Consider the following 19,236-nt stretch of genomic DNA (forward strand, 5'->3'; position numbering starts at 1 on the left):
TGAAATCCCCGAGCGCCAGTGGAGGAATGAATCAGCGCGCAGCCAGTCGTCCGGGCAACGCTGGAAGCAGCGGGTCACACAGGCAGCCATCTGAATCTCCCCGGTTTCCCTAGACACTTTGAGCCATTGGAAATGGTGCCGCTCGAACACGTGGTGAGAGAACAACTCAATCACCACGCTCCGGTACAGCCAGCCCTCGTGGGTGCAGATCTAGGTAATGTCTGTGACTCAAGACTGGTTGGCTCGCTGACGATGAAGCGTCGCTGCAGGTGATCGAGCGCAACCATAGCAGGCTTGCCTCTACGATCTGCAGGCAGTCGACTGTAGCCCGTCTGGGACGCAGCCCCCCGAGCTTGGGCAGACGAGCACGCAATGTTTGCTGCATGTATCGCCCAGATTGCACATGTTCATCGTCAGCCTGCGGTAGCCGTAGACGCCGCCACTCTCCAGCCAAGCGTGCTTGAGAAGGTCCAACAGACGTTGATCGTCCTTGCCACGAAGACTCGTCGGCTCGGTCTTCCAGGCGTAGTAGCCGCTGGGATGAACGGCCATGGCATTGCAAATGCCTGCGCACGCTGTGCTCGCGTTCATAGCGCTCTATGAACGCGTACCTCACCCGGACTGCTTGACACAGACGCCGCGGCCTTTTTTGGGATATCGCTCTCTTCGGTGACACGCTCAAGCTCGGCCTTCAGCCGTCGCAGTTTCGCCTGGCTGCGGGGTCTGTGCCTACCGATCACCGACCGGCATGGGGGGTCTTGATCCATTGATAAAGACTGTACTGACTCACGCCCAACTGGGCCGACATGTCGCCCACTTTGTGGCCGCGCTCGGTGATCTGCTTGACCGCTTCAGCTTTGAATTCTTCGGGGATATCTGCTTGCTATGGCACCTCCTATCGAGCCTCAGGTTTGAGGCTCGAGGTGTCTAGAAAACTCTGGGCGATTCAGTATCAAAGTCAGGCTGAAGCAAGCCCAGGTTCACGAGTCATGATCGCATACATCTATTGACATTTCGTAACGCCGTGAGAGACTGGCGCAAAAAACTCAATCAACTTTTTATACAGGGGGGTATATGACTTACTTCGTGGATTACATTCATATTCGAAAATATTCAAAAGTATTCTTATTCAACGACAGTTTGATTGTGAAAATCCGAAAAATCATCCAAAGTTTGCTACAAGACTTTTTTAGAGTAATATTTGCTGCTTGCTTGATCACATTAGCTGTTTTCTCTTCTTTCCCTGCTTCAGCAAAGCAAATATTTTTTTCTACACCTAAACCTACCGCTATACCGCTAGACGTTACCAACCAGTCTGCTTGGCTTAAAAATGGTGGCGGGGATGATGGCTACGTCAAGATAGAAGTTATCAGTTCCTTGAAGAACGGCTGCGTGCCGCTAGGAAATGCTGGCTTTCTAAAGATTTTTGCAAAAGAGGAAATGCAGCTCACGGTCTCTATAAGACTGACCAATATTTCATCTGCACTTCAAGGGCGAGATATTCCCATCGCAATCCTGGACGGCCGATCTAACCCAGGGGGATGTCTGCCATTTACTATTCTCGATGGCGGGATGACCTTGGTTCCTTTGGCTCGTTTGGAGCCCCCTCTTGCTAGTGTGCATTCTCCAAAAATAGAGCTTTCCGTTCGCTCCACAAGCGAAAGCAAAGTCAATTTGGTAGGGCCCGCTCAAGCGGTATTAGGCGTTGCTACTGTCTTTGCAACGGGAGGTGCAGCATCTACTGTCGCCGGCCTGACTTCAGCACTTGCTCAACCTGCATTCAAACAAATTGAGCGAACATGGGACAACTCTAACAGTGGCGTGACTCCTGGATTATATGGAGATACTTATGGCTGGAAGACCCTGCGTAGTATTGATAAAATCGTTTTCCCGATTTTTTCGGATATAGCCAGCTCGGGCGAATCCGATGCGCAAGCCATTCCAAAATTTCAAAATGACCAAAGACCCCGCAGCCCAGAATTCACAATTGAATTGCGCTTCAGTCATTATTCGACAGCGTTTGACTGGGTGCCGAATGATAAGACTGGTTTGCCAAGTCCGACTGATATTTCTCCCGTTAGCGTATTCAATCATCCAAATCAAGCAGGTGTGCCGACAGTGGGTCAGTTGCTCGAGCCAGAATTGACGGCTTTGTCGAAAGCAAAGGATCTTAACGATGTCAAGAATGCGTGTAACCTTTTAATAGCCCGAACGAGAAATGCTGGATTTTCTCTCGGAGATAGAGCAGTGACGCTATATCTGGCCATGGATAAGACACGTGCATCTGGTTGGTATAAGACAGAACTCGATACTTGCGCAGGTGATCATGGTCAAGTCCTCCAGACTATCAGAGCCATTTGGAAGGCTGAACCCCCTAAATTTAAGTATGCTGACGCTAGAAAGCGATATGCAACGGAAGATGCAAATTACAGTGTTTGGCATGAGACTGGCGTACCTTTCCTTGATGCCTTCCGTAAAGCGGTGACAGAGCCTCGATTGGAGGAAAGGGAGCGCCTTATGAAAAAACTCAGCGCCGACTCAGACATTCAGTTCGCAGCTCCATCCGGGCAAGACGAGTGGCCGCCCTTTCCCACAGATAATCCTGCCGTATCCCTTCGCGAGCTTCAAAGGTTCGTTGCAAAAAGGATGGTTAGTGCGGGATGTTTTACTTACGAGAGCGGAACTCATTTTTTGCCGACTACCAACCCGGGAGACCTTTTGCTACTTGACGAGAAAGGCCGAGTGTGGGTGGCGTCCCCTCGACGATCAGCTGGTGAGATATCGAAACTTGCATCAGTTGATATCTTCGCAATTGACGAAAACTGGAAGAACCATTACGAGGAACTCATCAAGGATGGCTACTACGGCAGTCCGATCTTAGGCGGGTGCGCTCAAATCAGTTCGAAGCTGCTTGCGCCGGTTAAAAATTAATTGATATTTACCGACCTGGCTATTGAGAACTTGTGGCTTTCGGCTGGTCGCTGAGAGCCGCGAAAACGCTGTATGCCTATGACCTGACCCACCTGCTGCAAAGCTGGTATCAGCGAATAGTTGCGTGCAGATGGCTTGACCGCGGGCTTTCTGCACGTTACGAACCTTATTTACTGAAGTCAACAAGGCAAACTAACCAGTAATGGCAATCGACTCACCGCCAGACACTCTGCCAACCGCTAACGCCAGTTAGTTCTACAACTGAGCACCCACCTGCACCCGCAACATCTGCGCCACAGCCAGCGCCGTCGCCAACGCCGCCCCCCGGTGCGCGCTGGTAAACGCCACCGCCCTGCCCTGCGCGTCCTCCAGCCTTGGCGCATCCCCCACCAGCGCCTCCGCCACACCCACCCCCTCGGCCATGTTCTTCACCCGCAGCGCCGCCCCCGCTTCGCAAGCCAACCGTGCCGCCTCGGCAAAGTTGAACGTGTGCGGCCCCGTCACGACCGGGCAGCCGCAGGCTGCCGCCTCGATCAGGTTCTGGCCGCCCAGCGGCGCGTAGCTGCCGCCCAGCAGGGCCGCGTGCGAGAGGCCGTAGTACAGCGCCATCTCGCCCAGCGAGTCGCCCAGCCACACGTCGGCGGTGCCGGGTGCGGCGCCCCAGGTGCTGCGGGGCGACACGGTCAGGCCGGCGGCCTCGATCAGCTCCCGCACCTGGGCGAAGCGCTGGGGGTGGCGTGGCACCACCAGCCACTGCACGGGCAGGGCTGCCGCCGAGGCCCCTGCGCCGGATACTCCTGAATTGATAGCAGAATGCCCTGGTGTTATTTGCGCTGGAGGCCGTTTTGACTGCAAGGCCTCCAGCCACATCGCTTCTTCGCCCTCGCGGCTGCTGGCCAGCAGGACCACGCGGCGGCCGGTGGCGTCGCGCCATTGGCGGCCTTGCGCCAGTTGGGCGGCGTCGGGCACCACGTCGAACTTGAGGTTGCCGAACACGCCCTGCACGCGGGCGCCGGCCGCGCGCAGGCGCTCGGCGTCGGCCTCGGTCTGGGCCCAGGCGGCGGCCAGGCCCGCGTAGGCGGGGCGGGACAGCCATGACAGGCGGCGTGCGCCGGCGAGCGATTTTGCGTTGAGGCGGGCGTTGGCCAGCACCACGGGAATGCCGCGCTGGCGGCAGCCGGCCAGCAGGTTGGGCCAGATCTCGGTTTCCATGAGGATGCCGATCTCGGGGCGGAACTGCTGCAGAAAGCGCCGCACCGCGCCGGGCGTGTCCCACGGCTGCCAGACCTGCACGTCGCCGGGTTGCAGCAGTTTTTCGCCTTCGGCGCGGCCGGTGGCGGTGCCATGGGTGAGCAGCAGGCGCATGCCGGGCAGCAACTGGCGCAGCTCGGCCAGCAGGATGGCGGCGGCCCGGGTCTCGCCCAGCGAGACGGCATGCACCCAGACGAAGGGGTTGCCCAGGCCGGTGGTGCTGATGGGGGCCAGGCTGTCCATCGCCTGCGGGTAGTGGCCGAAACGTTCTTCCACGGCCACGCCGTAGCCGGGTTCGGTGGCGGCGCGGCGGCGCAGCTTGGCGCGCAGCAGCGGCTGGGCCAGCCAGGTGATGGCCGAGTACAGGGCGCGGGCGGGGGTCACTGCCCTGCCACGCCCGCGGTGCCGGGCCGGCTGGGTTCTGTGGGGAGCACGCGGCCCTGCCACCCATCGCCGTTGCCATCGCGCTCCGCGATGACCAGGCAGGTGCCCGTGCCCGGGGCGGCCACCACGCAGGCGCCACCCGGCGCCCAGAAGGCGCTGCGGCCCGCGCAGGCGTAGCCGCCGGTGGGCCCGCCGTGGTTGGCCAGCAGCACGGCCATGCCCCACTCGGCGGCGTAGCCCTGCAGCTGCGCGGTCTCGCGCGCATGGGCGCCTTCGGAGATCACCGAGCCGCAGGCATACAGGGCCGCGCCGCCTGCGCGTGCGGCGCGGGCGTGTTCGGGGTGCGTGGTGTCGGCGCACACGGCCAGCGCAGTGGGTTGGCCGGCCAGGGGGCGCACGTGGAAATCCTCGGTGCCCGGGCTGGCGAAGGTGTTTTCGCCGGGATGCAGGTGGCGCTTGCGGTACAGGGCGGCGCGGCCATGGGGCTCGAACACCCAGGCGCCGATGGCCGGCAGGCCGCCCGGCACGGTGGGGGCCACGGGCGCGCCGACCACCACGGCCATGCCATGGGCGCGGGCTGCCTCGCGCAGCGGCGCCAGCACGGCGTCGTCCGCGCCGAGCACGTGGCGGGCCGCCAGGTCGGGCTCATAGCCCGTGAGCGACAGCTCGGGAAAGACGAGCAGTTGCACGCCTTCCTGGGCGGCGGCCTGCACCATGGCCAGGTGCGCCTGCACGTTGGCCGGCACATCGCCGGGGATTGAGATCGACTGCGCCGCTGCCACGGTGTACAGCGGTGGGAACACGGGGGGATTCAAGGGGCGGATGGTCCGTGAAGCGGGCGGTGGATGGCAGGCGGCTGGCGGCGAACGATCAGTGGGCCGCGGCACCCACGTGCGCGTCGGGCTTGACCCGGTGCAGCAGCGCGAGCATGGCCGCTTCGATGCGCGCCAGCGCCTCGGGCGTGTGGCCTTCGAAGCGCAGCACCAGCACGGGCGTGGTGTTGCTGGCGCGGATGAGGCCGAAGCCGTCCGGCCAGTCCACGCGCAGGCCGTCGATGGTGTTGATCTCGGCCGGGGCGGCGAAGGTTTCGGCGGCCAGGGCCTGCAGTTCGGCGGTCAGGCGGTGCGGCTCCCCTTCGGCGCACGACACGTTCAGCTCGGGCGTGGAATGGCTGGTGGGCAGGCCGTTGAGCACAGCGCCGGGGTTGCTTTCGCGGCTCAAAATTTCGAGCAGGCGGCAGCCGGCATAGGTGCCGTCGTCAAAGCCGAACCAGCGTTCCTTGAAGAAGATGTGCCCGCTCATCTCGCCGCCCAGGGGCGAGTCGAGTTCCTTCATGCGCGCCTTGATGAGCGAGTGGCCGGTCTTGTACATGACGGGTTGGCCGCCCGCCTCGGTGATGGCGGGGGCCAGGCGCTGGGTGCACTTCACGTCGAAGAGGATGTGGCCGCCGGGCACGCGCGAGAGCACGTCGCGGGCGAACAGCATCATCTGGCGGTCGGGAAAGATGTTCTGGCCGTCCTTGGTGACGATGCCCAGCCGGTCGCCGTCGCCGTCGAAGGCCAGGCCCAGTTCGGCGTCGCTCGATTGCAGCGTGGCGATCAGGTCGCGCAGGTTCTCGGGCTTGCTGGGGTCGGGATGGTGGTTGGGGAAATTGCCGTCCACCTCGGAAAACAGCTCGATCACCTCGCAGCCCAGCGCGCGGAAGATGCCGGGGGCCGAGGCGCCGGCAATGCCGTTGCCGCTGTCCACCACGATCTTCATGGGGCGGGCGAGCTTGACGTCGGAGGTGATGCGCTGCACGTAGGCGGGCAGCACGTCGGCCTGGCGCACGCTGCCGCCTTGGGCCAGCGTCCAGCTTTCTTCTTCCATGGTGCGGCGCAGGGCCTGGATCTCATCGCCGTAGATGGCGCGGCCGGCCAGCACCATCTTGAAGCCGTTGTAGTCCTTGGGGTTGTGGCTGCCGGTGACCTGGATGCCGCTGTGGCACAGGGTGTGGGCGGCAAAGTAGAGCATGGGGGTGGTGGCGGGGCCGATGTCGATGACCTCGATGCCGGCGTCCACCAGCCCGGCGATCAGCGCGGCGGCCAGCGAGGGGCCGGACAGGCGGCCGTCGCGCCCCACGGCCACCACCGTCTGCCCCTCGGCCCGCGCGGCGGTGCCGAAGGCGCGCCCCAGGCCCCGGGCCACTTCGTCGTTCAGGGTGCTCGGCACGATGCCGCGGATGTCGTAGGCCTTGAAGATGGCGGGCGTGGGCTGCACAGGGGGTTCCTTCGCGGTTCGGGAGAAATCGCGGGGCGCGGCGGGCGCACGGTGCGCTGCGGCGCCCCTTCTCGTTGGACGGGGTCGCGGCATTGTAGGCGCGGGGTCGGGCGCCGCCGGGGCCGCGGCGCGTAGGCCGGCGCCGCATCTTCGGCCGCGCCGGGCGCGTCCCCAGCGCGTCAGGCACATGTCCGGAAACGGCCAGCGCTGCCACGTCGCCGGCCTATGATGGCCCTGCAATGACTGCCTCCCGCCCTCCCCTGGCCCCCGATGCCGACGATGCCCGCTACCGGGCGATGGCGGCGCGGGATGCGCGCTTCGACGGGCGGTTCTTCACCGGCGTGACCTCCACCGGCATCTACTGCCGGCCGGTGTGCGCGGTGCGCACGCCGCGGCGCGAGAACTGCCGCTTCTTCGTGCTGGCCGCCCAGGCCGAGAGCGCGGGTTTTCGGCCATGCCTGCGCTGCCGGCCCGAACTGGCGCCGCGCGCGCTGGCTTGGTCGGTGCAGGACGCGCCCGACATCCTGGTGCGCGAGGCGCTGCGCCTGCTGGAGGGCGAAGGCGCGTGGGAGGCCAGCGCCACCGGCCCGTCTCCCCTGCAGCGCCTGGCCGCCCGGCTGGGCGTGAGCGACCGGCACCTGCGCCGCATCTTCGAGACGGCTTTGGGCGTGTCGCCCCTGCAATACCTGCAGACGCGCCGCCTGCTGGCCGCCAAGCAGTTGCTGACCGACACGGACCTGCCCGTCACGCAGGTGGCGCTGGCCAGCGGCTTCGGCAGCGTGCGGCGCTTCAATGCGGCGTTTGCCGGGCACTACGGGCTCAATCCCACGCAGTTGCGCAAGACCGGCGCGGGCACGGCGGCGGGTGGCGCCAGCAGCACGGTGCGCCTGGCCTACCGGCCGCCGCTGGACGTGCCGGCCCTGCTGGCGTTTTTCGCCAAGCGGCAGATCCATGCGGTGGAGTCGGTGTCCACCGAGGGCGAGCAGGCCCTGCGCCGCACGGTGCGGCTGGTGGTGGGCGGGCAGGTGCATGCCGGCTGGCTGAGCGCCCGGTTCGACCCCGACCGTCCCCAGGTGCTGCTGCAGACCAGCGACAACCTGCACCCGGTGCTGCCGCTGGTGATCGCGCGGGTGCGCGCCCTGCTCGACCTGGACGCCGACCCGCAGGCCATCAACGCGGTACTGCACGGTGCCTTCCCCGAGGGCGACGGGCTGCGCGTGCCTGGCGCGTTCGACGGGTTCGAGCTGGCGGTGCGCGCCGTGCTGGGCCAGCAGATCACCGTGGCCGCCGCCCGCACGCTGGCGCAGCGGCTGATGGAGCGCTTCGGCGAGCCCATCGACACGCCCTGGCCGGCGCTGACGCGGATGTTCCCCTCGCCCGCGGTGCTGGCCGGCGCGGCGGGCGATGCGCTGGGGCAGTTGGGCATCGTGCGCCAGCGGCAGGCCGCCATCGTGGCGCTGGCCCAGGCGGTGGACAGCGGGCGCCTGGCGCTGCACGGCGCGGCCGATGTGGCGGCCACCACGTCGGCGCTGTGCGAGCTGCCGGGCATCGGGGACTGGACGGCGCAGTACATCGCCATGCGGGCGCTGCGCTGGCCCGATGCGTTTCCGGCGGGCGACGTGGCGCTGCACAAGGCCCTGGGCGTGCAGGGCGCGCCGCGCGCTGCCCAGGCGGCCACGGCCGCGTCGCACGCGTGGCGGCCGTGGCGCAGCTATGCGGTGATCCGGGCGTGGACGCTGGGGGGCACGCCCACGGCATCGGGGGCGCCCACCCCGCAATCACTATCAAAAACATAGCAATATGCCGGCGCATTCATTGTGCTGGAGCCACTTTTTACCTTGGATTCGATCATGCAGTTCCATCCCCTCACCGTGCAAAGCCGCACGCCCACCCCGCTGGGCGACGTGCGCCTGTCCGCCTCGCCGCTGGGCCTGTCGGGCCTGTGGTTCGACGGGCAGCGCCACCAGCCAGAAGCGTTGCTCGACGGCCCCGGCGCCTGGCCCGTGGAAGACGCCCACCCGCTGCTGCGGCGGGCCACGGCCCAGTTCCACGAATACCTGGACGGCCGGCGCACCCGCTTCGACCTGCCGCTGGACCTGTCGGGCGGCACGCCGTTCCAGCAGGCCGTGTGGCAGGCGCTGCTGGGCATTCCCTGCGGCGCCACCACCAGCTACGGTGCCCTGAGCCGCCTGCTGGAGCGGCCGCTGGCCGTGCGCGCCGTGGGCGCGGCGGTGGGCCGCAACCCGGTGAGCGTGATCGTGCCGTGCCACCGCGTGGTGGGCTCGGCGGGCAGCCTGACGGGCTATGCCGGCGGGCTGCCGCGCAAGGCCTGGCTGCTGCAGCGCGAAGGCGCGGTGCCGCCCGGCAGCGGGGGGCACAACGACCGACCGGGCACGCTGCCGCTCTTTGCCGGCGAAGCACCTGCCGCCCTTGGGGCCACGGCATGAGCGCGCGGGCGGCCGGCGCGCCGGGTGCCGTGGGCGCGGCGCCCAGGGCGTGGCTGGGCGAGTTCATCGTGCTGTCGGCGCTGTGGGGCGCCTCGTTCCTGTTCATGCGGCTGGGCGCGGCGGAGTTCGGCGCGCTGCCCGCCGCCGGCCTGCGCGTGGGCCTGGCCACGCTCTTCCTGTGGCCGATCCTGCTGCGCCAGGGCCAGTGGCCGGCGCTGCGCCGGCACTGGCGGCCGATCATGCTGGCCGGGCTGATCAACTCCGCCATTCCGTTCGCGCTGTTCGCCTGGGCGGTGATGCACCTGGCGACCGGGCTCACGTCCATCCTGAACGCGACGGTGCCGCTCTTCGGTGCGCTGGTGGCCTGGGTGTGGCTGGGCGACCGCATCACGCGGCTGCGCTGGCTCGGGCTGGCGCTGGGGTTCATCGGCGTGGCGCTGCTGGCCTGGCGGGCGCCGGCGGGCGTGGGCCTGAAGACGGGGCACGCCGGCTGGGCGCTCGGGGCCTGCCTGCTGGCCTCGTCGTGCTACGCGGTGGCCGCGAGCTTCGCGCGCCGCTACCTCACGGGCATTCCGCCGCTGACCACGGCCACGGGCAGCCAGCTGGGCGCGACTCTGGGCCTGGCGCTGCCGGCGATCTGGTTCTGGCCCGCGCAGGCGCCCGGCCTGCGCGCCTGGGCCGCGGTGGTGGCGCTGGCCGTGCTGTGCACCGGCATCGCCTACATCCTGTACTTTCGCCTGATCGCCCATGCCGGGCCCAGCCGGGCGCTGGCGGTGACCTTCCTGGCGCCGGTGTTCGCGGTGTTCTACGGCGCGGTGTTCCTGCACGAGGCCGTCACGCCGTGGATGGTGGGCTGCGGGCTGGTGATCGTGTGCGGCACGATGCTGTCCACCGGGCTGATCGGGCCGCGGCGGCGCACCGGCGCGGGCTGACGAACCGCAAAGGCCGGCGGGGGGCGCCCGCGCACCCGCGCATGCCCCATCGGCCCCGTGACGTCCGCCTTCCGGAAAACCCCGAGAGAGGCGCCCGGCCGCCCACTTTCCTGCGGGCGCTGCTCTGCCATGGTCATGAACCCGTTCTAAACTCGGCCCATGCCCCTCGCGCCCCACTTCCGCATGGATTGTCCTGTCCGGGTCCGTGCCATGGGCCGCCAAGGTGTTCTCCCTTCGGCGCCGCACGATGGGCTATGAAATCTTCTTCCTCGGCGGGCTGCACCTTCTGCTGATCGCGGTGCTGGCGTTGTTGCCCGGCGCCGAACTGCTGCAGCCATCGCGGCGCACGCGGGTGCAGGCCGGGCTGATCGGGGGCCTGGCCTCCGTGCTGATCATGGTGTTCACCCGGGCGTTCGACCCCCTGTATGCCGAATTGCCCCATCCCACGGTGACGGCGGTGTGCACGGTGATGTTCGGCCCGCTGGCCGGGGCGCTGGCGGCCGGGGTCACGGCCGCCGGCTTCTGGTGGCTGTCGGCCGGGCCGCTGCCTGCCGGGCTGGGCGCGATCGGCGCCGTGTTCGCCATCGGCCTGCTGTGGCGCGGGGTGCGGCAGGCGACGGGCCTGAACCTGTGGGTGGTGATCGTCGCCGTGGCCGCCTGCCTGCCGCCGTGCATGCTGTTCTGGCGAGAAGGGCCGGCGGGCTTCCTGCTGGAGGGCGACCTGATGCCCTGGCTGCAGCAGTTGCCCTGGCGCTATGGCATGGGCTTCTTGATCCTGGGTGGGGGCACGCAGCTGCTGTGCGGCCGGGCCCGGGCACTGCAGACGCTGCGCCAGCAGGAGCAGGAACTGCTCATGGCCCTGGATGCCACCGGCGGCGGCCGCTGGGAGTGGGATGTGCCCCAACGCCGGTTTTCTTACCGCGGCAGCTTCTACCAGGCCTTCGGGCTGGAAGACCGGGACACCCGCCGTGGCGCTGGCTCAGCCGCGCGCGACGCGAGCGACTGGCAGCGCTGGAACGAACGCCGCCATCCGGACGACGCCGCCCGCCTGGCCACCTACCTGCAGCGCACGATGGAGGGGCACGAAGACAGCTTCAATGCCGAATTCCGCATGCAGGACATCCATGGCCGCTGGCGCTGGGTGATCGCCCGGGGGCAGGTGGCCGAGCGTGACGCGCACGGCCGGCCGCTGCGCCTGGTGGGCATGGACCTCGATGTGACCTCGCTGCACGAGATGCAGGAGGCGCTGCGGCTGTCGGAGGTCAAGTACACCACCATCTACCAGATGCTGCCCGACCCCGCCGGCGTGGCGCGCCTGTCCGATGGCTGCTACCTGGATGTGAACGAGGCCTTCACCGAGCTGCTGGGCTACACCCGCGAACAGGCGGTGGGCCGCACCTCGACCGAGCTGGACATCTGGGCCCATCCCGAGCAGCGCGCGCAGATGGTGGCGCTGCACCGCCGCGACGGCTACGTGGACCGCATGCCGATGGTGGCGCAGCGCGGCAAGCGGCCCATTCCCGGGCTGATGTCGGCGCGGCCCGTGACGGTATCGGGCCAGGAATGCATCGTCTTCGTGTTCCACGACATGACGGCCGAGGAACACAGCCGCGCCCGGCTGATGGACGCCAACCGCCTGCTGCAGCAGGCCGGCCGCATGGCCCGCATGGGCGCGTGGGAGCACATCGTCGGGGAGGGGCTGGTGTACTGGTCCGATGTCTCGTACGACATCCACGGCCTGCCGCCCGACGCGCCGCTGCCGCGCACCGACTACCTGGAGCGGTTCGTGGTGCCGCCCTTTCGCGAAGCCCTGCGCGAGCGCTTTCGGCAATGCATCGTGGACCGGGCCGAATGGAGCATGCAGGTGCAGATCCAGCGGGCCGACGACGGCCGGCACATCTGGGTGACCGCCACCGCCGAGCCCGTGCTGGAAAACGGACACGTCACCCGCGTGCGCGGCGTGATCCAGGACATCGACGAATCCCGGCGTGCCAGCGAGCGGCTGAGCCAGTCCGAGGACCGCTTCGCCCGCGTGTTCCGCCTCATGCCCTACCCCATGGGCCTGTCGCGCCGCGAGGACGGCGCCTACATCGACGTCAACCCCGCCTGGGAGGCCCTGCTGGGCATTCCCCGGGACGAGGCCATCGGCCGCACCGCCGTCGAGCTGGGCATCATCACCCCGCAGGTGCGTGCGGCGCTGGTGGAATCCGTGCAGGACCGCATCGCCGTCAACGGCGTGGAAATCACCATGCGCACGCGCCACGACGGCTTGCGCACGGTGCTGCAGTCCATGCACGCCACCGAGATCGACGGCGTGCAGGCCTGGCTGTTTTCGGGGCACGACATCACCGAGCGCAAGCGCATGGAAGACCAGGTGCGCGAGCGCGAGGCGCTGCTGTCGCTGACCATCTCGGCCGCCTCCATCGGACTGTGGGACTGGAACCTGCAGACCGGATCGCTCACCGGCGACCGCCGCTGGCGCGACCTGCAGGGCCTGCCGCCCGCCTCCGGCGACGCTTTGCCCGTGCACTGGACCGCCGGCATGGCGCCCGCCGACATCGAGGCGGTGACCACTGAGCTGGCGCGCCACACCGCCCACCCCGCCACGCCGTTCGACGCCACCTGGCAGATCGCGCTGCCCCAGGGGCCCGGCCGCTGGGTGCGCAACCTGGGCAAGATCGTGGACTACGACGAGGCCGGCCGGCCGCAGCGCATGCTGGGCGTGGGCATCGACGTGAGCAGCCAGCGCGTGCAGGAAGAGCTGCTGCAAAAGCTCGCCCATTTCGATGCGCTCACCGGCCTGCCCAACCGGGTGCTGCTGGCCACGCGGCTGCAGCAGGTCATGGCGCGGGCGCGCGAGCGGGGCCAATTGCTGGGCGTGGCCTACCTCGACCTGGACGGTTTCAAGCCCGTGAACGACCGGCTCGGCCACGACGCGGGCGACCGCCTGCTGGTGATCGTGGCCGGCCGACTCACGCGGGCGCTGCGCCCCGTGGACTGCGTGGCGCGGCTGGGTGGCGACGAATTCGTCATCCTGCTGCCCGATCTGGCGACCCGCGCCGACGGCGAGCGCCTGCTGCGCCGGGTGATGGAAAGCGTGGCCGCGCCCTACACGCTGGGCACCGAGCGGGTGGCGGTGACGGTGACGGCCAGCGTGGGCTACACCATCTACCCCGACGACGACGCGGACGCCGATGCCCTGCTGCGCCATGCCGACCAGGCCATGTACGCGGCCAAGCAATCCGGCCGCAACCGCTTCCACGCCTTCGACGCCGCGCAGGAGCGCGCGCTGCAGAGCCACCGCGAACAGGGCGAGAAGGTGCGCGATGCCATCGTGGCGGGCGAGTTCGCCCTCTTCCTGCAGCCCAAGGTGGACATGCGCCGGGGTACGGTGGTGGGCGCCGAGGCGCTGGCGCGCTGGCACCACCCGCAACGCGGCACCCTGTCGCCCGGCGCCTTCCTGCACCTGATGGACGGCACCGACCTGGAGACGGTCTTCGGCGAATGGGTGGTCGACACCGCGCTGGACTGCATCGCCGCCCTGCTGCGCGCCGGGCTGCGGCTGCCGGTGAGCGTCAACATCTCGGCCCAGCACCTGCAGCGCGAAGGCTTTGCCGACTGGCTGGCCGGGCGCCTGGCGCAGCGGCCCGACGTGCCCGCGAGCCTGCTGGACATGGAGATCACCGAAAGCGCGGCGCTCTACGACATCGGCCACGTCGCGCTGCAGCTGCAACAGCTGCGCGACCTGGGGGTGACGGTGTCGCTGGACGACTTCGGCACCGGGTACTCGTCGCTCACCTACCTGCGCCGCCTGCCCATGGACACGCTCAAGCTCGACCAGAGCTTTGTGCACGGGATGATGACCGACTCGGGCGACCTGGCCATCGTGCAGGGCGTGATCGGCCTGGCGCGGTCGTTCGGCTACTCCATCGTCGCCGAAGGCGTGGAAACCGTGGAGCAGGGGCAGATGCTGCTGCAGATGGGTTGCGCGCTGGCGCAGGGCTACTGCATCGCCCGGCCCATGCCGGCCGATGAACTGCCGCAGTGGCTGGGGCAATGGCAGGCGCCCGAAGGCTGGCAGCCGCGCCGCGGGCTTTGACGCCAAGCCGGTTCCGCCAGAAACCGGCCAACTTGGCACCGGACGGCGTCGCTTAGCGACCGCATGCCGCGTTGAGCCTTGGATCAAAAAGGCCTTCAGCGCAATATCCACTAGGGCATACTGCTATACAAATAGTAGCAATCGGCGGTATGGCGTGATGGCGATTCCAGCCAGGTGACCGGCCTGGTTCACCGCAGGGTGCCGACAAGGCGCCCCATTCAACGCCCCTTTGGCTCGCGCAGCACGGCAAGCGGAGGGCCTCGCCTGGCCGGTACCCCCCGCTCCGGCCATTTCATTCTGAAAAACAAGAATGATTTAAATACATATAAGGCAATATTGATTAATGCCATAAGAATATCGTTGATATTTAAAATATTCATTCTCTGAATAAAATATTTTGGATATCAACTGGGATAAAGTACCGGAGGGCATTTGATTCACAAGCAGCCGGAGTGAAATTGCCTTGAATGCCATTTATTTAAATGCCATTGACACGGGGCGATTTTTGGCCAAGCGCGAATGGCAGCACCCCTGTCAATGCAAAAGCTATCAATGAATCACTGACGCTGCAACTGGCGGTTTTCACCCATGGTCTGCCACGCCATGCAGATTCCGCCCCGGCTTTTCGCAAAAAAATCATTCGGAGGTATGAAGACGGTATGAACGCACTTGGTTTGATCGATCAGCAAAAACTGGGTTTGATCACCCACCATGACATCGATGCATTTGCAGCCGATGGCGTGGAAATCGATATTGTCCTGTCAGGCATCTGCGGCACCGACCTGGCGGTCTTGTCCGGCCGGGAGGAAGGGAAAATCGGCGTGGTTCGCGGCCACGAGGCAGTCGGTGTGATCACCAGGGTGGGCGCAGGCGTCAAATACCTGCGCACCGGAATGCGGGTGGTGGTGGATCCCAACGAGTACTGCGGAACCTGCGAATTCTGTGCCTCCGGCCAAACCCACCTTTGCAATGGCGGCGCCAATGCAACGCTGAATATCGCGGGGGTCAACAAGCATGGCACCTTTGCCGAACGCTTCACCACCCGCGAGCGGTTCGTCTATCCCCTGCCGGACGACATGAGCTGGGAGACTGGCGTGTTGATCGAACCCGTCGCCTGCATTTTGAACAACATCGACCAAGCAGCGATTCAGGCAGGCCAAAGGGTTTTGCTGCTCGGCTCCGGCCCCATGAGCCTGGTCGCACAACTGCTTTTGCGCGCGATGGGCGTTCAGACCCTCGCCACCGATCTGAATCCGCACCGGATCGCATTCGGCCGTTCGCTCGGATTGGAGGTCATGCACCCCGACGACCTCGAGGCCCGCATGCAGCAAGGCCATGTGGACGCCGCCATCGATACCGTTGGCAATCAGCTCGGCACGGCCGCTCGATACATTCGCCGGGGCGGAAAAATCGTCCTTTTCGGATTCAACGGCAATTATCAGTACCCGCTGCCCGTCAAGCATTTTCTTGTCAACGCCATCAGCATTATTTCAGCCGGCGAATACAACCAGCATTTTCCCCGCGCACTGCGCATGGCAAAAATGCTGCCCGAGCTGGGCCGCTTGGTAACGCACCGCTACGGACTGGAGGCTTACGCCGCGGCATTCGATGGGTTATTGAATGACCCGTCCGTGCCCACGATCAAGGGCGTGTTCACGCCGAACCCGCAATACCTTTGAACCCCAGCCAGCCATCAAAAAACCAAAGGGAGTTATCGTGAAGGTTACTGTATTCAGCCAGATTTCCATCGACGGCAAATTGACGTTGGGGGGCAATGGGGCATCGAGCAAGGCGCTGTTCCAGCGTTTCAACGATGACGACATGCGCTTCATCCATAAATTTCGCGGCGAGGTGGACGCCATCATGGTCGGCCGCAAAACCATCGTCACTGACGATCCCCAGTTGACCAACCGTTATGAGGCCGGGCGCAACCCCATCCGCATCATTCCGACGACATCGCTGGACTTTCCCGTGTCCGCCAAGGTCCTGAGTTCGCCTGAAGAAACCATCATCGCCACGACGGAGCAGGCGCGCGACCACGAGATGGTGGAGCAGATTCGCGCCCAGGGAAAGGAAGTGATTTTCGTCGGCGCATCGCAGGTGGATTTCAAGCTGCTTTTCCCCTTGCTGGAAGCGCGCGGAATCAGGCACATCATGGTCGAGGGCGGTGGCCAGTTGAATTGGCAGATTTTCGATCTCGACCTGGTGGACGAAATCATCCTCATGCAGTTGCCCATCATCATCGGCGGCTCGGAAACGACCACGCTGACGGATGGCGAAGGTTATCGAAACATCGAAATGACCAAGTCATTCAAGCTGCATGCCTTCGATGCGCGCTCCAACTACAACCTCATGCATTTCAAGCGCGAGCTGGCACCGCAAAGGACGCATTGATGCCGGAAATCCGCGCCGTTATTTTCGATATGGACGGGGTACTGGTCGACAGCGAACCCCTTTATATGGAGCAGGAAAGGCTTTCCTACGCCCGCTACGGCGTGGCCCTCGACACGGTGGGGCTGTCGCGTTTCGTGGGAACCACGCAGCGGTATATGTGGAGCACCATCAAGGCGGAGCATGGGTTGGCCGAGCCGTTGGATTTCCTGATGGCACAACACCAAAAGCAGGTGGTTCGGGCCATGGGCATGGCCCCCCTTTCGGCCATGCCCGGCGTGCCGGATTTTCTCGTCAAGTTGAAAGAAGCGGAAATACCTTGCGCCGTGGCTTCGTCCTCGCCCGCTGAACTGGTGGGAGTCATTTTGCGGAAAACCGAACTGCTGCCTTTTTTCGATCGTGTGGTGTGTGGAACGGACGTCAAAAACAGCAAGCCCGACCCCGAAATCTTTCTTTTGGCAGCCGGCCGGCTGGGTGTCGCTCCCCACGAATGTGCGGTGATCGAAGATTCAAGCCACGGTGTGGCCGCTGCCAAAGCCGCGGGCATGTTCTGCATCGGATTCGTCAACCCCCATTCGGGACTTCAGGATTTGAGCGCGGCGGATCGGCATGTGCGCCACCATGACGAGATCACGAAGTGGTTTCTTGAGCAATGAAAATGAAAAAATTCAACATCGCGGATTTGAACTGGATCAATCCACCGGCGTCGTCTTCCATCACCGATCAGGAAATCGTCATTCGCACCAGCCCGGATACGGATTTTTGGCAGGGTACCTATTACGGGCTGGAATACGACAACGCACCTGCGCTCGTCCTTTCCAGCGAGGAACCATTCTGGACCCTGAAGGCCAAGGTTGCCTTCGATTCCAAAGTGCACTTCGACCAATGCGGCCTGTTCATCTACCAGGACAAAAACACCTGGATGAAGAGCGGTATCGAATACCAGAGCAACGGCTTTCAGCAATTGTTCGCCGTCGTGACCAACCATGGTTTTTCAGACTGGTCCATGGCCAACTATGACCGGACCACGCAAACCATGCATTACCGGCTGAGCCGAAGGGGCAGCGATTTTCTACTTGAAAACTCCTCCGATGGAATCCGCTTCAGCATGATGCGCATGTTCCATTTATTCCATGCGCAAGGCGCCGTTCGATTCGGGTTCTTCGCCAGCAGCCCGGGCGACTCGTCATTCGAGGCGCATTTCTCGGAAATCGAGTGGACGGAATGCCTCTGGAAAGAACACGGTTCCACCCGCTTCTGAGACAGCAGCCATACCCATATCCCTATTCACCATGAAAACTTCAGTCGATCAGAACCGGCGCGCGCTTTACGTCTGCTACGCGGCCATGATGTGCCTGGCCATTGCCCTGAACTTTCTGCCGGTGTACCTGACCACGTTCAGCGACACCTTCGGGAAACAGGGCGGGCTGACCGCGGAGCAGCTGGGGCGAATCCCGGCCATCATGTTTCTCAGCTTCATCATTGCCATCCTGGTGACCGGGCCTTTGGCGGACCGAGGCGATGCCAGGCGGATCATTCTTTTTGGGCTCATCACCACCACCGCCGGCTTGGTCCTGGTCGGCTTTGCCCCTTCCTACGCCTTTTTGCTGTTTGCCGTCGCCGTGATGGGATTCGGCGCTGGCGTGCTGGACATGATCCTCAGTCCCATCGTGGTCGCACTCCAGCCCGAACGCCGCAGCGCGGCCATGAATTGGCTGCATGCGTTTTTCTGCGTCGGGGCGGTGGGTGCCGTGCTGATTGCCAGCATCGGCCTGAAATGGGACGTGTCGTGGCGGATGGTTGCTCTGGGCATCACGATCGCGCCGATCGTCACCTTCCTGCTGTTTCTCGGATTGAGGCTGCCGCCCCTGATCCAGGAAGACGCGCAACGGGAAGCCATGCCCCAGCTGATCAAGCAGCCCTACTTCATCGCGTGCCTGATCGCCATCTTTCTCGGGGGCGCCACGGAAACGGGGCTGTCGCAATGGCTACCCACCTATGCGGAGCAGGGGCTGGGGTATTCGAAGGAAGTGGGCGGCTTTGCGCTGGCCGGGTTTTCCGTCGGCATGGCACTCGGCAGAATGGCCGCGGCCCTGCTGCATGAACGCATCGCGCCGATTTCCCTGATGCTGGGCTGCTGTGCCGTGACCATCGGTCTTTTCTTCATCATCAGCTTTCCGCCAAGCCCGGCCGTGGCCATCGCCGCCAGCATTGCCGCTGGGTTTTCGGGCAGTTGCCTGTGGCCCACGATGCTGGCCATCACGGCGGACGCCTACCCTCGCGGTGGGGCGACCATGTTCGGTGTGCTGACCGCTTTCGGCAATGCCGGATGCAGCCTGATCCCCTGGCTGGTGGGCATCATCATCGAATACTCGGAAATCCACATCGGGCTGCTGGCCGTCGCGCTCTGTCCGGCGGGCATGATCGGCTTGCTCTTGTGGATGTCTCGGCGGTCGCGCAGGCAGGCACCGGCCCTGGCGCATTGACGCAAAAGCCGGTTTCCCCTATCGGCCACCCGGTGCGGTGGCCTCCATCTTCTGGC

Annotated in this window: 13 protein-coding genes and 1 pseudogene; 10 read left to right on the forward strand and 4 right to left on the reverse strand. The window is 65.1% G+C overall.

Annotated features, from left to right (window positions below; translation table 11 throughout):
* Positions 1 to 51: 51 nt before the first annotated feature.
* Positions 52 to 874, reverse strand: a pseudogene (locus AVME950_RS00840) (IS3 family transposase); the annotation flags it as partial.
* Positions 875 to 1,074: 200 nt separating this feature from the next.
* On the opposite strand from AVME950_RS00840, the gene AVME950_RS00845 reads away from it, so the two are divergent.
* Positions 1,075 to 2,931, forward strand: coding sequence for a hypothetical protein (locus tag AVME950_RS00845; RefSeq protein WP_284428391.1), 1,857 nt, complete (start codon positions 1,075 to 1,077; stop codon positions 2,929 to 2,931).
* Positions 2,932 to 3,186: 255 nt separating this feature from the next.
* Here the strand turns inward: AVME950_RS00845 and AVME950_RS00850 are convergent, their stop codons facing one another.
* From AVME950_RS00850 to AVME950_RS00860, 3 genes are all read right to left on the reverse strand, one after another.
* Entirely contained in the window at positions 3,187 to 4,566 is a 1,380-nt protein-coding gene (locus AVME950_RS00850) for a 3-deoxy-D-manno-octulosonic acid transferase (RefSeq protein ID WP_284428392.1), read from the reverse strand.
* Positions 4,563 to 5,369, reverse strand: a complete 807-nt coding sequence (locus AVME950_RS00855) for a carbon-nitrogen hydrolase family protein (RefSeq protein WP_284428393.1) — start codon at positions 5,367 to 5,369, stop codon at positions 4,563 to 4,565. Before AVME950_RS00855 ends, AVME950_RS00850 begins: the two co-directional genes overlap by 4 nt.
* Positions 5,370 to 5,436: 67 nt before the next feature.
* Entirely contained in the window at positions 5,437 to 6,825 is a 1,389-nt protein-coding gene (locus AVME950_RS00860) for a phosphomannomutase/phosphoglucomutase (RefSeq protein WP_284428394.1), read from the reverse strand.
* 239 nt (positions 6,826 to 7,064) lie between these two features.
* Here AVME950_RS00860 and AVME950_RS00865 point away from each other — a divergent pair, with 239 nt between their 5' ends.
* The 9 genes from AVME950_RS00865 to AVME950_RS00905 all read left to right on the forward strand — a co-directional run bounded on the left by AVME950_RS00865 (position 7,065) and on the right by AVME950_RS00905 (position 19,180).
* The gene (locus tag AVME950_RS00865; protein WP_284428395.1) at positions 7,065 to 8,621 is read left to right on the forward strand and encodes a DNA-3-methyladenine glycosylase 2 family protein; all 1,557 of its coding nucleotides are present in this window, start codon (positions 7,065 to 7,067) and stop codon (positions 8,619 to 8,621) included.
* A 54-nt stretch (positions 8,622 to 8,675) separates the two neighbouring features.
* Entirely contained in the window at positions 8,676 to 9,272 is a 597-nt protein-coding gene (locus AVME950_RS00870; RefSeq protein ID WP_284428396.1) for a methylated-DNA--[protein]-cysteine S-methyltransferase, read from the forward strand.
* The gene (locus tag AVME950_RS00875) at positions 9,269 to 10,204 is read left to right on the forward strand and encodes a DMT family transporter (RefSeq protein ID WP_284428397.1); all 936 of its coding nucleotides are present in this window, start codon (positions 9,269 to 9,271) and stop codon (positions 10,202 to 10,204) included. Before AVME950_RS00870 ends, AVME950_RS00875 begins: the two co-directional genes overlap by 4 nt.
* 205 nt (positions 10,205 to 10,409) lie before the next feature.
* The gene (locus AVME950_RS00880) at positions 10,410 to 14,303 is read left to right on the forward strand and encodes a sensor domain-containing protein (protein ID WP_349817219.1); all 3,894 of its coding nucleotides are present in this window, start codon (positions 10,410 to 10,412) and stop codon (positions 14,301 to 14,303) included.
* A gap of 659 nt (positions 14,304 to 14,962) precedes the next feature.
* Positions 14,963 to 15,982 carry a zinc-dependent alcohol dehydrogenase gene (locus tag AVME950_RS00885; protein WP_284428398.1) on the forward strand — a complete coding sequence of 340 codons (1,020 nt, stop codon included), beginning with the start codon at positions 14,963 to 14,965 and terminating at the stop codon, positions 15,980 to 15,982.
* Positions 15,983 to 16,019: 37 nt separating this feature from the next.
* Positions 16,020 to 16,697 carry a dihydrofolate reductase family protein gene (locus tag AVME950_RS00890; RefSeq protein ID WP_272569274.1) on the forward strand — a complete coding sequence of 226 codons (678 nt, stop codon included), beginning with the start codon at positions 16,020 to 16,022 and terminating at the stop codon, positions 16,695 to 16,697.
* Entirely contained in the window at positions 16,697 to 17,350 is a 654-nt protein-coding gene (locus tag AVME950_RS00895) for an HAD family hydrolase (RefSeq protein ID WP_284428399.1), read from the forward strand. Before AVME950_RS00890 ends, AVME950_RS00895 begins: the two co-directional genes overlap by 1 nt.
* 2 nt (positions 17,351 to 17,352) lie before the next feature.
* Complete coding sequence (locus AVME950_RS00900) at positions 17,353 to 17,955, forward strand: DUF1349 domain-containing protein (protein ID WP_284428400.1); 603 nt, start codon at positions 17,353 to 17,355, stop codon at positions 17,953 to 17,955.
* An 85-nt stretch (positions 17,956 to 18,040) separates the two neighbouring features.
* On the forward strand, positions 18,041 to 19,180 hold the full coding sequence (locus AVME950_RS00905) for an MFS transporter (protein ID WP_284428401.1): 1,140 nt from the start codon (positions 18,041 to 18,043) through the stop codon (positions 19,178 to 19,180).
* Positions 19,181 to 19,236 lie beyond the last annotated feature (56 nt).

It is taken from the genome of Acidovorax sp. SUPP950 (assembly GCF_030158935.1).
Classification (GTDB): Bacteria; Pseudomonadota; Gammaproteobacteria; order Burkholderiales; family Burkholderiaceae_C; genus Paracidovorax.